Below are 14,511 nucleotides of genomic sequence, written 5' to 3'. Positions count from 1 at the left end.
CTCATATCCAGACTGGCCGTAAAACCGCTGCCCAGTTTCAGCGCCACCCGTGTGATGATGTATTTGCCATCGAACACGCCAAGGTGCTGCAGCTGGACCAGTTCCCCGGCTGCATAAATGGTATCCCCATAAAGATTAAAGGCAGCCGTCACTTCTTCTTTATTCTTCTCTCTCAGTTTCTTTTTGGCCAGTCTCTCTGCCTCTGCAACAGTGTCACACTGTTCACTGGCTTCCAGGGTCTGACCATCTTTCTTGTTTGGGTCTGTAAAAGTAGCTTCGATGACGGCCTTGTCCTTGCCCTTCTTATACTTCACGTGGCAGGCTTTATATACATCCCTGGTCTTTGCCTTCAGCTGATAGTCCGTAAATTTGTACACATACCTGGTTTCGGCATCCTCTGTCTGGGTTTTCTGAGCCAGAGTCTCAGTCCCAGGATGAAGGAAAAAGATTCTCGCTTCGCCCTTCTCCTGCTGCTGTTCGTCGAATACCGTCAGCTTCTTCAGGTCCACCTTCAGGCATAGGCCCGCATCTTTGACTACTTTCTGCAGGAATTCCAGATCCGATTCGTCCGACTGTTCCGCATGATCCAGGGGCGGATCATCCTCGCAGTACCAGTCAAGAGTCAGGCCGTTTTCTGTGGCAATGTCTTCGCAACATTTCTTGACAGTGATTTTTTCCCAAGTCCGGTTCTTTTTCTCGCCTCGAAGGCTGCCTTCAAAGGTCACCGCCACCGCCTTGATCTGGACAACTGCCGGCGCCATCTTCAACTCGATTTCATCAATCTCAAAGCTGCCCAGTGCCAGCGATTTCAAACCTTCGTCCAGGCTGGACCGATTCAGCGTGTAAATGGTTACGGTCAATTTGGAGCCTCGCTGCGGGTACCAGTCAGCTGCCCATAGTTGAGCCCTGTCTTCCAGGGTAAGCGTCAGATCGTCCGCCTGCCCTTCGATATTATCGGTATAGTCCAGACTCAACAGGTATTTGCTGATTTCCTCGGAAATATCCTTAGCCTCACTGCTGCCTTTCGGCGTATAGGAAACTTCACACCATACCCGATATGCCAGGTTGGTGCCCTCTGTAAGAGTACCAGCCAGTTTGTCGAGCGAATCGGATACAAAGGACATGGTCAGCCCTCCTTCCAGGGCGGCAGGAACCGGCTCACAGGGGTTTCCACATCCGGGCACGTAAGGATTACCCCGGAAGGGAATACAGCTGTGTCAGCGTGCTTGGGATTTGCCTCCATAAGAGTACCGATATACCGCTCGCTGCCATAAACCTTATAAGATATGAAATCCCACACATCTCCCTGGACAGTGGTATATATTTTACTCAAAAGAGAGCCTCCTTTCCCGCTGCACCATATCCTGGTACATCCTGCGGAAACTTGCTTCGAACTGGCTTTTCTGTTCCCACAGCACCTGCCGGATCTGGTCGGCTGTAGCGGCCCCACCGGTTACCTGGACAGTCGGGGCGAAGTTCACCGTCACTGACTGCCCCCTGTTAAGGAGCGGAGCCGGGTCTTTCACCGGCTGCAACGCCCTCACTCCCAGCATCTGCCCGGCAGACTGCCACAGCCGCATGGCGTTCTGTGTCCGGTTGATGGGTACGATCATTTCCGGGTCGCCGGCCTCGCCTACCCAGCTGAGGGTGGGCCGGGAAATCAGGCCGCCGTAAGCATGTTTTTCCGGTGCCCCCGTCGTGGATCCGGTAGTGATGAAATTCACCGCAGCAGTAATAGGAGAACTGAAGATTGCCTTCAGCTGCTCCCATTTATCCTGCACATACTTGACGCCGTTATCAATAATTCCGTAAATTGTATCCCATACACCTTCGACGGCGCTCACGATAGCGTTCCACGCATCACAAGCAGTATCATAGATATACTTCCACTGACTGATAATCCAGGAAGCGGCAGAAGCGATTCCCTCGCAGATAGCAGCCCATGCCGCATTAAATGCTTCCGCGATGCTCTTCGCTGCCCAGTCGATGAAGTTCCGGACGGTTTCGCTTTTGTTATAAAGCACCATCAATGCGGCGATCAAAGCCAGCACACCGATCACCACGAGGGCGACAGGGTTCAGACTCATGACAAAATTCAGCGCCGCCTGGGCCACCGTCATGAGTTTCGTGGCGATCTGGGCGCTTTGCATGGCCGCCTGGAAAAGCTTGATGCTGCTCGACACGTAGCTGAACATAGATACCACTACGCTGAACCCCAGAAGCCCCATTACCACAGCCGCCACTACCCCGGCAACAGCCGCCAGTGTGGCCACAAGCTGGGGATTCTTTGCTGCCCATCCTGCGAAACGAGCAGCCACACCAGCCAGGGCAGTAGCTGCCCTGGCCAGGATAGGCAGGAACACATTACCTACAGAAATCTGTACCGATTCTGTAGCAGACTGCAGCTGTACCAATGCTCCACGTGCATTGGCATTCATGGTCTTGGCCATTCTTTTGGCCGCACCATCAGAATTTTGGATTGCCTTGACCAGCTTTTCAAAGTCTGCATCAGACCCGTTCACCAGAGCCAAGAAACCGCTCATGCCTTCTTTACCGGCGATCATGGAAGCATACTGAGCCTTCTCCGAATCGGAAAGACCGGCAAACTTCTGCCGCAATTCCGCGATAGTCTGGGCAAGTGGTTTCACGCTGCCGTCAGCATTCGTGACTGATATGCCCAGGGCATCCATTGCCGTTCCAGACTCTTTTGTAGGAGCCACCATCCTGGTCATGATTGACCGCAAAGCAGTGCCAGCCTGTTCGCCTTTGATGCCCGCATTGGCCATCATCCCGGTGGCCACAGCAACATCTTCGAGTTTATACCCCAGTGCACCCGCTACAGCACCTGCATACTTAAAGGTATCACCCAGTAGCTGGGTGTTGGTGTTGGAATTCGTGGCAGTCGCCGCAAACACATCAGCCATCTTCCCGGCCTGATCAGCGCTCATCCCAAAAGCAGTTAAATCATCGGAAACGATGTCGGCAGTAAGCGCCAGATCCGTACCTGACGCCGCCGCCAAATCCAAAAGCCCTGGCATGCCGGAAATGATCTGGTCAGTTTTCCAGCCCGCCATGCCCAGGTAGCTCATAGCCTGGGCCGACTGAGTGGCAGAAAACTTTGTACTCGCCCCCAGATCCCGGGCCGTTGCAGATAACTTCTGCATATCGGCATTATCAGCATTGGTGATGGCCTGTACTTTGGACATAGCCTGCTCAAAGTTGGCAGCTACCTGAACGGAGCTCACCAGAGGGGCCGCAAAGGATTGTGCGGTAGCCATGCCTCCCTGGAAGTTTGCGAAAGAGGTCATCAAGTCATGCTTAGCCCCGTTCTGCTCAGCTTTAGCCATTTTAACCTTTTGCTGGGCTGCGGCTTTCTTCTGTTGAGCGTCCAGTGCTTTGTTTGCTGCCTCGATTTGGTTCTTTAGCTCGGCCTGACTTTGGGCAAAATTCTTGGTGGAAAAACCTGCAGATTCCAGTTCGCTGCTTACACCGGCTAACAACAGCCGGCTTTGATGCAATGCCACTCCCATCTGTTGCACACGGTTTTTAGCTGCGGTGTAATTGTTTTGGACTTTCGCAGCCTTGTCGCCAGAAGTATCAAGTGCGGCGGATGCTTGACGAACAGCTTGCTGAGCCTGCCCCAATTCGTTTTTATAGTCACGTACGGCCTTAGCTGCGGTAACCCACGTATTGGCCATACTGCCAACATTATTCAGCTGTTTCAGCTTATCTTTCAGTGCGCCGATACTTTGCGCCGTGTCCTTTGTAGATGCTGATAAAGAGCCATCAATCTTACCCTTGATGGCGATGGCCAGTTCCATTATTCTACCAGCCACTAGCCCGTCACCTCCCTCATGTGGTATACTTTATAAAAAGGGGGTAATATTATGAATTCCTTTTTATTACTGTGTTGTGCCGCAGCACTCCCCGAAATGTGTAAAGAAACAAAAACAGAAATACAACGAATTGAAGAAGAAAATAAACGGATGGAAGAGGAAGAAAAAGAATGGCAGCATTACTTAGCCAGACAAAAACTCCTCGAAGAAGAACGCGAACGTCAAAAAGCTGCCTGGTATGAATCTCATCCCGACGGCCCGATTAGAACGGATCTCCATCTGGATCCGAAGCGTCTTCCTTAAAATTTTCATAGCCCCCTCATTTTCGAGGGGGCTATTTTTTTGTCTTGCTGCATGCTTCCTCTTCAGCTTCAATCTCACCGTTGACTGTCTCTATCCACCCACACAGGTCTGTTACAGGCATCTCCAGGAAGAAATCCAGGGGCGACTGGCTGTATTTGGCCAATCGCAAACAGGACACGCGGATTTCTTCAACAATCAATTTTATTGGAGCAAAAAACCTTGTGCCTTCAGGCACAAGGCGGTGAAGTCCTTGCCGGACAGGTTCAGTACTTCATCATACTTCAGCCCTGTGGCCGCTCCGGCCACCAGAGCCTGGTACATCTGGGACAGGGCCAGTACCGTAATAGCCGGATCCAGTTTCCGTGCCTGCTTCTCACAATTGATGAGGGTACGACCATTGATATGATCAAAATCCAGGACCAGCTTATCTGTACCATCTGCCGTTGGCTTATGCAGCACTACTACATTGTCTTCCAGCACTTCAGGAGCAGCGCTTTTCGCTGCCCCGTTTTTTCTTTCTGCCATTTAAGTTTCCTCCCTTACATCCCGATGTTCCGACGGACCTGTTCCAGCAGATCTACGCCATTCACCACAGCCTTGCAACCGAATTTATCAATTTCGCAGAGTTCCGTATCACCAATACTGATTTTGATGTAGTGGCATTCGATGGTAGTTTTACTTTCCATGGCCTCCCCTGCCTTCAGCTTACCAGGGTCATGGGATTTGACTCTCCCCCGCACCACTACGTGATAAGAGTCATGGGAGTAGGCACTAGACCCGCCGTCATAACTCTGCAGGTCTGCGTAAGCATCCAGGCTCACCGTAGTGCCAGCCACCAGACGGGTACTGGTCTTTGTGGGAAGCTGCCAGGTCAGTTCTGCTTCCAGACTGTCGAAATGCCCCTCAATGGGGGCATCGATTTTCCCGGCGATGCCGATGCCCTCCACATTCGCCTTCAAGGCGTCCAGTTTCGGCATTTTGAATTCTTTGCAGCCAATCATATCGTCAGCGCCACTCAGGTACACCCGCATGTCATTGACGACTTCAGGAATCACATTGACACTCATGCTCTCGCCTCCCTTTAGTCAAACAGCTTCTTGAAGTTGTTGACATCGTATTCCATGATTCCGTCGATTTCCTGAGCCGGGACCGGCGGCGTCATGTAAACATGAACTCGGATAATTCCCTGCAGCAGGTCTGTAGTCGGGTTCTCGGATTCCAGGAACTTTACGGAAGCACCCAGCATATAGCCTCTGGCCACCAGGCCGTTCAGCTTGATGGTTTCAGAATCAGTGATAGTCCGGATCAGCCTTGGAGTCAGTGGACCGTCAGTTAGTTGCCAGTAGGTCAGAATGAAAGACTGATACTCCCAGTCGAACATACGCCGGTCGCAAATAAAGGAATCCTTCACATCGGTAATAGAAGGATAGGCCCCAGTGTAGTTGCCCCAGCTCTTCCAGCCGCCGTTGAAATTCAGCCCGGTAACAACGCCCTGGCTGTTCAGCAGGTTTGCCTGAGTCAGGGACAGACTCACTTCGGTACCGTCTTTGAGGCAGAGGCCAGTAGCCTGCAGGGACTGATTGGACGGACTCTGGTAAGGAACGTCACTGTTGGCCGCATCAACCACACCGATGATCCCCATAATGTGGGTGGACATATGGAACACAGATTCTCCGTTCCGGACACAGGGCCAGCATACTACCTGGTTGGTGCCAGTGTAGTTGTTCTTGTTCTTCCAGGCGTTGACATCGCTGTAAGCCTTCGCTTTATCCGTATCCACATCCGTCAGCACGATGCAGCGGAACAGGCCGTCGATATTCAGGGCTTTGGCCCTCATCACAGCGGCCACCGTGGGGTCTTCGGACCAGCCAGGGGCGGCAATGATGCCGGGCACCAGGGACAGCTGGGTATAGATCTTATCGATCAGTTCCAGTCCCTTGGTATTGCCTTCCGTAGAGGCCCCACCAATGATATCAGAGGCGTCCACTGCCGTGGGATCCACTGCATCATAGTCCAACAGGACGGTTTTGGCAGCAGCCAGAGTGCCACCGGGCACGACCGTGATCACCAGCTGGCCTTCATCGTTCCAGGCCGCAGTATAATCGGTACCTTCTTTGGCAGGCTGAGCGGCTTCTGTACTTCGTACCTTCAAAGTACTCAGCAACACCGGGTCCATAACAGTAGCGCTGCCGTCAGTCAGCGTTACGCTCTTGCCGGTCGTAGATTTCTTATGCGTAACCGGATCCAACACGTTTACAAATACGATGGGAGATGCTGCATACAGCTTGAATTCACTGTACATGGCCTCGCACAGGGTATATTTGTCCCAGTCATCGCTGTAGCCCAGGGCAGCTACCGCTTCGTCCCAGCCATAACAGATGACAGGCTTGTTCACGTATTTGGTCGGGTCAGCGGTCAAGTGTACCGGAGCCGTACCGAAGACTACTGGCAGGCCGGCGGTCGTGTTGACCGGAGTCACCAGGGCGGTTGCCACTTCGCTGGCCCGCACACCGTGGAAAAATGCCATAGTTAGTTACCACCTTTCTTGTTATGTTCCGCAATCGCTCTATGGTAGAGCACGTTGCGGACAGTTCCTTTCTGTTTGATTTCCTGTCGTGCTGCATTTAACTCAGCCGGAGTTACAAAAAGGAGACGATACACCGGATGCCCGTCATATTCTGCCGGGATGCCATCCGCGTAGATCTTGAAAGTCGCCAGATCCGTGTCCCGGAAGCCCGGGCCTACGTAAATCATAGGGCCTTTCTGCTTATTTTTCTTGGTCATACCGTCCACCATCCAATCGGAGGATTATTCTGCCGCACCTGGGGAATGGCCACATCGCATTCCACCACGCCCAGCCACTGGGGATAGGGCTGGTCATCCGGTACACTGGCCTTCATTCCTGGCTGGATCCAGTACTTGCCAGCCACGGGGTTGGCCATCAGAAGGTGGGCCCGAATAAATTCCAGCAACTGAAACAGAGACTGGCAGCCCTCTTTCAGGTCGGGGTCATAAACCGTGGCATAGAATACCAGAGACACCGTACTCTGTTCGGTGTCGTCCGTTGTTACCTCCGGCCGTATCACAATCGCCGGGCACATTTTTTTTAAGTCATCCGTAGTGCGGGCCCGAGGCAGGAACCCAGCGTACACGTGGAAATCTTTCCCGCACCGTTCCTCGTAAGCGGCAATCCGTTCCTTTAGGAATTCAGCCAGGCCCTGTGCTACATCTAATGGTGTCATAATCATGCCCCTCCAAGCAGCCGATCCAGCTCATGTTCCAGCCGGCTTCCAAACATTTCACCGCCGCGTTCCTGCATCTGCTCCATAACGTCCGGGTTGCCGAACAGCTGGGGTACTGCGGGACCGTACAGACCTTTGACCGGGTACCGTTCCTTGCCGACCCTGGCCATAAAATTCCCATTCAGCATAAAAGACCTGGCCACCCGTCCACCGCCGCTCCGCTTGATGGCCACGAAAACACCGTACTGACGTAAGGCTGCTTTATACTTTGATACAGGCTCTGTGGATCCTCGCACCAAAAGAGTGGTGCCGTCTCCGTCGCTCCGAATCTGCGTTCGTGCCTTCAGGTTCCCTGACTTAATGGTATAGATGTTGCGGATGGCCTTGGTGCCTGCCGTCCTAGCTGCCGTCGCGGCTCGTTTAGAAGCTCTTTTGACGGCCCTCTGGGCCCCCTGCTGATTCAGCCGGTCCAGCATCCGCAGCAGACGGCTTGCGGCCGTGATCTCAGCGCTAATAGGCATCTACGCCACCTCCTACATTCTGATGCAGGGTAATGGATGCAATCCCCAGGTCATCCACGCATTCATCCACCAGCATGGTTTCGCCATCCAGAATAAATACCTGGCCTTCTCGAGGGATTTCTTCCAGGTCATCCGTTTTTACATGCACCACGACCACCTTGCCGGAAATTCCTTCATAGCCGGAATACTTCTGTCCCAGGAACCGTTCCCTGGCTGTGGGACTCTGAACAATGCAGGGGACATCCGCTCCGTTCAAATTGTGGGTTTCCCCGAACTCATCCGGGCGGAAAAACACATCCCGGTCTGCAGCCAGCGTGTCCTTGAACTTCATTTCTTCCTCTTGAGTGCTTCTGGAGCCGGATCTGGCAGAGTCGGAGCGGCTTTTTCGACCTTTTTCTTAACGGCTGCAGGTTTGGGTGTGGCCACCTGTTCGGCCTGGCCAGAAGTCAGGAAACGCTTAGCCTCCTGGTCAGCCAGGTCTAACACATCGCCGGGACCGTGCAAGCGGCCCTTAGCCGTGATGTAGTTCCGCTTTACCATGATTTTCACCGGTTATTCTCCTTTGGCCTTGATCAAGGCGAAGTCCGTGATGCATTCCGGAGCGATCAGACAGCGGGAATACATGGTCAGTCGCAGTTCCTGGGATTCCTTGTTGCCGCTGTAATACGGTACATAGGGTGCCACAAAAGTGTTGTAGCCCATGCCCGCATCGTTCAGCAGGGTAACAGCCCCGTGATACTGACGGCCACGGCCGGGGATGCCCACGATGACATCATCGTCACCGATAAAACCTTTCAGCTTGCCGTCGTCGTCCATATAGCTTTCCGCATAAGTATATACTTCCAGGTTCAGCGCCGGGATACGGCCCACAAAAGCCACCTGGGGGGAGGTGATCCGGGGCGCAAAATTGAACATGCTCAGGTTGGCAGTACTGGGGATGCCCATCCATTTCATGATCTGGTCATTACCCAGCATATAACCGGCCACATTCTTACCCACAATCATCACAGTAGGCACCATGCCGGAAGCTTCCTGGATCTTTTCAGATGCGGATTTGATGTCACTGTAGATGGTGGCGCCGGACTTATCCCAGGTAGTAGTGGGGACAATCTTCTGGGCAAAGTTGAAATCAACAGTATCTGCAACCGTCAGCTTACCATCATCAGCATAACCCTTGATCTCGTACTTACCGGTAGTCAGCAGGTCGCCGGCCATCTTGTTTTTCCGGTTGACGATAGCCGCCTGCAGGTCAGCCAGGTCACGGGCCTGGATTTCGGTGGCACGCTGGGCCGGAGTCTTGGTAGAGTAAATGCCTTCACCGAATCCACGGTCACTGATCATTTCCGGGTCGATGACACGGGAGGGAGCCATCATAGGAGGCTTGTAAAAATAATCGTCAAAGCCATTGCGCTTCAGCTCTACAGCCTTGCCGCCCCGAATTACAAAAGGTGCCAGACGACGTTCGCCGGTCTTGATCTGCACTTCGATAGTCGGAGTTACAGCGGTTTCCGGGACAATGGGGAAAAAAGTATCCAACAGCAGGGATGCAGGAGTCTTGCTGCGTTCCACTGCAGACATCAGAGATACGGTATCGTTCAGGTTAATCATGTGTCAATCCTCCTTACAGCTTAACCGCCAGATGGATGCCCACCTTGCGCAGTTCGTCCTCATGGGCGTCCACGGTATCGCCAGACGCACAGATCAAAGCGGCCCGATTAAAGCGCCCCGTCACGTAAGCAGTCACTACGGTATCGGCAGTGGTAATATCATTAGCCACGATGGCACTTGCTACGCCTTCTTTGGCCGTAGCGGAGGCTGCGCCTTCGGCGGTAACAGTCAGCAGGGTGCCCCGCTTCAAGGCGGTGCCTGCGGTCACAGTAAAGTTTTTGGTCAGCACCGGAATTTCCGGGCCAGCCATCAGATTATCGGGAGTGATGGTGTTTTTCTCTACAATAGCCATAGTCTCAGCCTCTCTTCTTATCCATCAGGTTGACGATTTCGTCGATGGCGGTCTTCTTATCAGCCGCAGCGACGGCTTCACCCTTAGGCTTGTCTTCTACACCAGGCTTGACCTGGGTGGCGCCGGACTGCAGCTGATCAGTGATCAGGGCTTTCAGTTCTTCCATGCCTTTGTCTTCCACCTTCAGGGAGGCCACAGCATCCAAAAAAGGATGCAGTTGTTCGGCGGTTACGCCCTGTTCCTTGGCCTTGTCCACCAGAGCATTGGCCACCGGGTTTTCCCCTTTCAGGGCATCCAGGGCCTTAATACGGTTCGCTTCAGCATTGGCTTTCTGGGCTTCTGCATCACGGGCCGCAAAAAAGTCTTTCAGCTGATCCATAAAGGACTTATCTTCATTTTTCACAAATTTCACCTCATTCTTCTGAGCCCGGACAGCGCACAAGCGCTGCAGAGCCTGGTTCTTATCGGGATGCATGCCGGGCATGACCACGCTGTTGACCACCAGCAGGCCATTATCCTGTACACCTGCATCCACTCCGTAGTCGTCGATGCCGTCCACGAAACCCTTGTCATGAGCTTCGTTGGCGGTCATCCAGGTTTCGTCATCCATCATCTGCCGGATATCATCCTCGGCCAGGTCTTTGCACCGGGACATATACACGGCCACGATGGTATCCTTGACCTTGTCCAGCATTTCCGCAGCCTTATCCAGATCCTGCCGATCCATGGTACCCCGCATGTGAGACGCCGGATTGTGGATCATGTACAGGGCGTTTTCCGGCATGGTGATGCTGTCTGCTGCGCAGGCCACCAAAGTAGCTGCGCTGGCGCAGATGCCGTCGATATGACAGCTCACATGCCCACTGTAGGTCTTCAGCACATTGTAGATAGCCTGGGCCTGGAAAACATCGCCGCCCGGGCTGTTGATCCGCAGCAGTACATCCTTACCGTCCAAAGCCTGCAGTTCCTTGCGGAAGCTGCCTGCGCTCTGGGTCGGGTCATCAGGCAGGTACTCGCGGATCCAGTCACCGGAGCTGTCGATTTCACCATACAGCAGGATCTCCGCCGTATCGCTGCCAGCTTCGTTACGGATTGTCAAAAACTTATGTTTGTTTTGCACTTGATTTCTCATTTTCCTCGCCATCACCTTCCTGAGTCAGACTGGACCCGGCCAACACTTCCGGGTTCCCTATATCGAGGCCCAGATTCTTGATCAGGGCCTGTTCATAGGCAATCTGTTCCAGGTTCTCTTCCAAATCGCTGCCGGTCATCTCGGCGGCCTCCCGCTCCCGGGTGGTCAGTCCATACTTGACACGCAGTGCCGCACCGTTGACGTCCTTGATTGGATCCAGGATGCTCATGGTCGGGCCGAACCAGTCAGCAGAGCACCACGCTCTGCGCTTGACGGGGTCCGTGAAGAAGCCAGGGCACGAAATGCGCCCGGTGGCCACAGCCTCCATTAGCCACTGTTCATAAATTGGCTGGCAAAAGTCAGCAGCGAACCAGCGGCGACGGGTCTTGAACTCATCCTGGGCCTGGAGCAGGGCGCCCCGGCTGGCAGAATAGGAAGAGCTGAAACACTTCAGCAGTACTTCATAGGGGATGTTCAAAGAAGCGGCCACGCTTTTTTCCAGGTGGGTCATATAGCTGTCGTAGGCGATCTGGGCGTTGGAGCTGTCCACTGTCTTCACGTCCACGCCCTTGGGCAGGCTGTTCAGCTGTCCCGGCCCCAGCTTATACTGTGCAGCATCGACCACTGGCTCTCCAGCATGATCGTCGTCAGGCGCTCCATAGGCGCTGGGCAGGATGTTATCCAAACTGTTGCTTGCCTGGGTGTTCGTGAAAAAGATGGACAAAAAGCTGCGGATGATAGCCGCAGTCAGCTCGGCGTTGCAGTACCGTCCGATCTGCTTGAGATTCTCCAGCACCGGCGCCAGGTATGGCACCCCACGGTACTGCTCGGCCCGGATGTCATGGCACACCTGCAGCATGTTGGGCAGCCCGGTGCAGCTGCCGAAGGCTTCAATGCGGGTCCAGTTAGTGGCCCCGTCGATGTCTACCAGGTCGCCGGGAACTTTATTGCTCACCCAGTACGCTTCCAGCCGGCCGTCCGGTGTCACTTCGACGCCGTTGATAATGTGATTGCCGTTATCCGGGTTCAGCTGTTCGATCCCCCAGGCGTTGGCCTCGCTGTACATGGCCGCAGGGCCCAGGGGGTTGCTCACCCGGTTGGCTTCCAGCAGCTGGATACGCAGGGTATAAGACGTAATATAGGAGGGGTTGGCGCGCCGAAACAAGGCGAAGCTGTCGCCGTCAGTCAGATACGTCGCATATGCGATGCTCTGCAGGTCGTAGAAATTGTTCCTGCGCCGCCAGTCGCACTCCTTGGACTCAGCCCACAGCCGGAACTCCCTCGTAGTATTCCGCTCCCAGTCTCTCGCTTCATCTGCAGTCAGCCCCAGGAGCTTATAGGGAATACGGGGAAAGAGTCTCAGCCCGGCCCCCACAGCATGCATGGTGCTGGTCACAATAGCGGCGCTCCCTAACGGAGTGTTCGTCGCCTGGTCAGCTGCCCGGTTGCGGAGGGTCGTCAAGTTGGCATCGATGTCGCTCTTGCTTGACAGCCGAAGCGGATGCCAGCTGCGGAGGGCATCCTTTTGCCAGGATGCACCGCCGTCGCTATACCCGCTGTTGCGTACAGCGGGGGACCGAATCCTTGATTTCAGTACTTTTCTTCGTCTCTTGCTCAAGGGTCTCCCCTCCTTAGTCCATCAGCACGGCCCGGCGTGTACTCCCAGCAGGCTCCAGGGTTTCCCCTTCCAGAGTAGCACCGGAGGCTACCAGGTCATCGATGGCCGCCCGGATGGTGGCCAGGTTGGCTCTGGTCAGGGTACGATTGCCGATGGTGTAACTCTGGCCGGTCAGCACGGCCTGTTCGGCCTCCAGGTACATCTTGAGGCGCTGATTCTGGATTTTACTCATATCGTCTCTATCTCCTTACCAAATACGGGTCCCCGCGGAGGCCCGCACCGGCTTACGCTTGTGTGTCGCTGGCCGGGTTGCAGCCACAGCCCTGGGCGTTGCAGCGGCTTCGTCCATTCGGCTCGTCATGCTGGCCTTCAGGGCCTCCCAGTCAGGGTGCAGGCTCAGCATACAGGCCAAATTGTAATTTCGCAAATCCAGGGGTTCGTTCCGGACGCCCTGGGTGGGTTCCCATACTTCCCGGTATTCCCCGTTACGCTTTACTAGTTTCTTATGTTCAGAAATCAGGCCGCGGAAATACAGGTTATCGTAGCCCCGGCTCTGCATGATTCCAACTTCGTCAGATGGGAAGTGGAAGTACATGGGCCCCGGCTTGTCAATAGTCAGCCGGTTCATGATCTGCTGCTTACCGTCATCGACGCCCAGTATTACCAAAGGGGCGTTCATGCCCTTGGTCTTCCCCACTTTATAAGTAAGCGGGATACCGGGACCGCCCATGCCTTTCAAGGCAAAGCGCTGCTTGAGCACGTTCCGCTCACAGTATTTATACACGTCCCCGGTGTAGTGGCCGCCGGAGTCGATCAGGGTACGGACCACCCGGAGTCCAGTGCCGTCTTTGAAGTGATACCGACGATCCAGGATCTTGTCCAGTGCCGCCCAGGTGTCTTCCCGGTTGGGAGCGCCCAGGATGATTCCTTTCAGGATTCCCCAGCACTCTTCCCCTTCGCCCCAGCCGCAAATCTCATACTCCAGGCGGTTATCCTGGGTATCGACAGCCGCTGTCAGCATCAGCACGCCCTCCGGCAGCTCAGCGCCGTACTTCTCCCGGCGCTTGAGTAAAAAGCTGTCTGACTCAAAGGCACCGACAGCCCGATAGGTCTCGCCAAAGCGGGTATTCATCACGACTTTCTCCCGGTCGGGAAATCCCTTGGCCTCCAGCCACTCTTTCATCACCTGTTTCCAGCTGATCCAGGGGGAGGAAAAAGCGTTCAGATAAAAGGACCGGCAACCGCTGGGCAGGGCTTCAGGATTCTGAGCCATGTACTTCTGAGTGGCTGTCTTCATCTGTTTTTCCGTAAAGGCAAACCCACAGTCAGGGCAGCGCCATTTAACGCCCTTCACTCGGTACGTCTGCAGCCCCTGCACCTTGGGGCCTTTCACCGCATCCACTTCCATCTCGGTATAGCTCAGCTTGTGATACTCGCCGCAGTTGGGACACTGGTGCTGCCATTCTTCCTGGGTGCCTGTTTTATAGGCCAGGTCAATCCGGCTTTCGCCCTCATTGGTAGGCGTAGAAAAAAGCCCCATCACCCGATTCCAGTAGGTAGTCATACGTTTGCTGGCCAGGTCCACCGGGTCCCCTTCGCTGCCGGCAGAGGGCGGGAACCGGTCCACTTCGTCACACAGCAGGATGCGGATGGGCCGGGAAGCCAGTCCGGCGGGGCTATTAGCTCCGCCCATGATAAGCCTGCCACCTGGGAACAGCTTACTCAGGATCGTATTGCTCCTGTCCCGGCTCTTGGAATCGGAAAACAGGTTGGAGAGTACTTTGGTGTCCTGGATCATGGGCTCAATTCTGGACTTGGAAAAGTCCTCGGCCATATCCACAGTGGGTTGTACCATCATAATGCTGCAGGGATCCAGATGGGCGAACCGGCCTATCACAT

Annotated in this window: 18 protein-coding genes; 1 reads left to right on the top strand and 17 read right to left on the bottom strand. The window is 54.5% G+C overall.

The window, feature by feature from the left end:
- The 3 genes from ACR0QW_RS09285 to ACR0QW_RS09275 all read right to left on the bottom strand — a co-directional run.
- Window positions 1-1,124: phage late control D family protein (locus ACR0QW_RS09285; protein ID WP_432643405.1), on the bottom strand; the 1,124-nt coding region annotated here is incomplete at its 3' end.
- A 2-nt stretch (window positions 1,125-1,126) separates the two neighbouring features.
- Window positions 1,127-1,333 (bottom strand): tail protein X, encoded by a 207-nt coding sequence (locus ACR0QW_RS09280; RefSeq protein WP_432643404.1) that lies wholly within the window; start codon window positions 1,331-1,333, stop codon window positions 1,127-1,129.
- Complete coding sequence (locus ACR0QW_RS09275; RefSeq protein WP_432643403.1) at window positions 1,326-3,836, bottom strand: phage tail tape measure protein; 2,511 nt, start codon at window positions 3,834-3,836, stop codon at window positions 1,326-1,328. The genes ACR0QW_RS09280 and ACR0QW_RS09275 overlap by 8 nt, the downstream gene beginning before the upstream one ends.
- 51 nt (window positions 3,837-3,887) lie before the next feature.
- Here ACR0QW_RS09275 and ACR0QW_RS09270 point away from each other — a divergent pair, with 51 nt between their 5' ends.
- The gene (locus ACR0QW_RS09270; RefSeq protein WP_432643402.1) at window positions 3,888-4,139 is read left to right on the top strand and encodes a hypothetical protein; all 252 of its coding nucleotides are present in this window, start codon (window positions 3,888-3,890) and stop codon (window positions 4,137-4,139) included.
- Window positions 4,140-4,340: 201 nt separating this feature from the next.
- Here the strand turns inward: ACR0QW_RS09270 and ACR0QW_RS09265 are convergent, their stop codons facing one another.
- The 14 genes from ACR0QW_RS09265 to ACR0QW_RS09200 form a co-directional block, all read right to left on the bottom strand.
- Window positions 4,341-4,664: a hypothetical protein gene (locus tag ACR0QW_RS09265; protein ID WP_432643401.1), complete on the bottom strand. Its 324-nt coding sequence runs from the start codon at window positions 4,662-4,664 to the stop codon at window positions 4,341-4,343.
- Window positions 4,665-4,678: 14 nt separating this feature from the next.
- Window positions 4,679-5,206, bottom strand: a complete 528-nt coding sequence (locus tag ACR0QW_RS09260) for a phage major tail tube protein (RefSeq protein WP_432643400.1) — start codon at window positions 5,204-5,206, stop codon at window positions 4,679-4,681.
- Window positions 5,207-5,220: 14 nt separating this feature from the next.
- Entirely contained in the window at window positions 5,221-6,666 is a 1,446-nt protein-coding gene (locus tag ACR0QW_RS09255) for a phage tail sheath family protein (protein WP_432643399.1), read from the bottom strand.
- A 2-nt stretch (window positions 6,667-6,668) separates the two neighbouring features.
- Window positions 6,669-6,923: a hypothetical protein gene (locus tag ACR0QW_RS09250; RefSeq protein WP_432643398.1), complete on the bottom strand. Its 255-nt coding sequence runs from the start codon at window positions 6,921-6,923 to the stop codon at window positions 6,669-6,671.
- On the bottom strand, window positions 6,920-7,381 hold the full coding sequence (locus ACR0QW_RS09245) for a hypothetical protein (protein WP_432643397.1): 462 nt from the start codon (window positions 7,379-7,381) through the stop codon (window positions 6,920-6,922). The genes ACR0QW_RS09250 and ACR0QW_RS09245 overlap by 4 nt, the downstream gene beginning before the upstream one ends.
- A 2-nt stretch (window positions 7,382-7,383) precedes the next feature.
- Window positions 7,384-7,902: a hypothetical protein gene (locus ACR0QW_RS09240; RefSeq protein ID WP_432643396.1), complete on the bottom strand. Its 519-nt coding sequence runs from the start codon at window positions 7,900-7,902 to the stop codon at window positions 7,384-7,386.
- The gene (locus tag ACR0QW_RS09235) at window positions 7,892-8,233 is read right to left on the bottom strand and encodes a head-tail joining protein (protein ID WP_432643395.1); all 342 of its coding nucleotides are present in this window, start codon (window positions 8,231-8,233) and stop codon (window positions 7,892-7,894) included. Before ACR0QW_RS09235 ends, ACR0QW_RS09240 begins: the two co-directional genes overlap by 11 nt.
- On the bottom strand, window positions 8,230-8,451 hold the full coding sequence (locus tag ACR0QW_RS09230) for a hypothetical protein (RefSeq protein ID WP_432643394.1): 222 nt from the start codon (window positions 8,449-8,451) through the stop codon (window positions 8,230-8,232). Before ACR0QW_RS09230 ends, ACR0QW_RS09235 begins: the two co-directional genes overlap by 4 nt.
- Before the next feature lie 3 nt (window positions 8,452-8,454).
- Window positions 8,455-9,510: a major capsid protein gene (locus ACR0QW_RS09225; protein ID WP_432643393.1), complete on the bottom strand. Its 1,056-nt coding sequence runs from the start codon at window positions 9,508-9,510 to the stop codon at window positions 8,455-8,457.
- A gap of 13 nt (window positions 9,511-9,523) precedes the next feature.
- The gene (locus ACR0QW_RS09220; protein WP_432643392.1) at window positions 9,524-9,862 is read right to left on the bottom strand and encodes a head decoration protein; all 339 of its coding nucleotides are present in this window, start codon (window positions 9,860-9,862) and stop codon (window positions 9,524-9,526) included.
- Between the two features lie 4 nt (window positions 9,863-9,866).
- Window positions 9,867-10,982 carry a head maturation protease, ClpP-related gene (locus ACR0QW_RS09215; protein WP_432643391.1) on the bottom strand — a complete coding sequence of 372 codons (1,116 nt, stop codon included), beginning with the start codon at window positions 10,980-10,982 and terminating at the stop codon, window positions 9,867-9,869.
- On the bottom strand, window positions 10,966-12,612 hold the full coding sequence (locus ACR0QW_RS09210) for a phage portal protein (protein WP_432643390.1): 1,647 nt from the start codon (window positions 12,610-12,612) through the stop codon (window positions 10,966-10,968). Before ACR0QW_RS09210 ends, ACR0QW_RS09215 begins: the two co-directional genes overlap by 17 nt.
- 13 nt (window positions 12,613-12,625) lie before the next feature.
- Window positions 12,626-12,844: a DUF6148 family protein gene (locus ACR0QW_RS09205; protein ID WP_432643389.1), complete on the bottom strand. Its 219-nt coding sequence runs from the start codon at window positions 12,842-12,844 to the stop codon at window positions 12,626-12,628.
- A gap of 15 nt (window positions 12,845-12,859) precedes the next feature.
- Window positions 12,860-14,511: phage terminase large subunit family protein (locus ACR0QW_RS09200; RefSeq protein WP_432643388.1), on the bottom strand; the 1,652-nt coding region annotated here is incomplete at its 5' end.

It is taken from the genome of Acidaminococcus sp. (assembly GCF_050873445.1).
Taxonomy (GTDB): domain Bacteria; phylum Bacillota; class Negativicutes; order Acidaminococcales; family Acidaminococcaceae; genus Acidaminococcus.
This window is presented reverse-complemented; position numbering and strand designations above follow the sequence as displayed.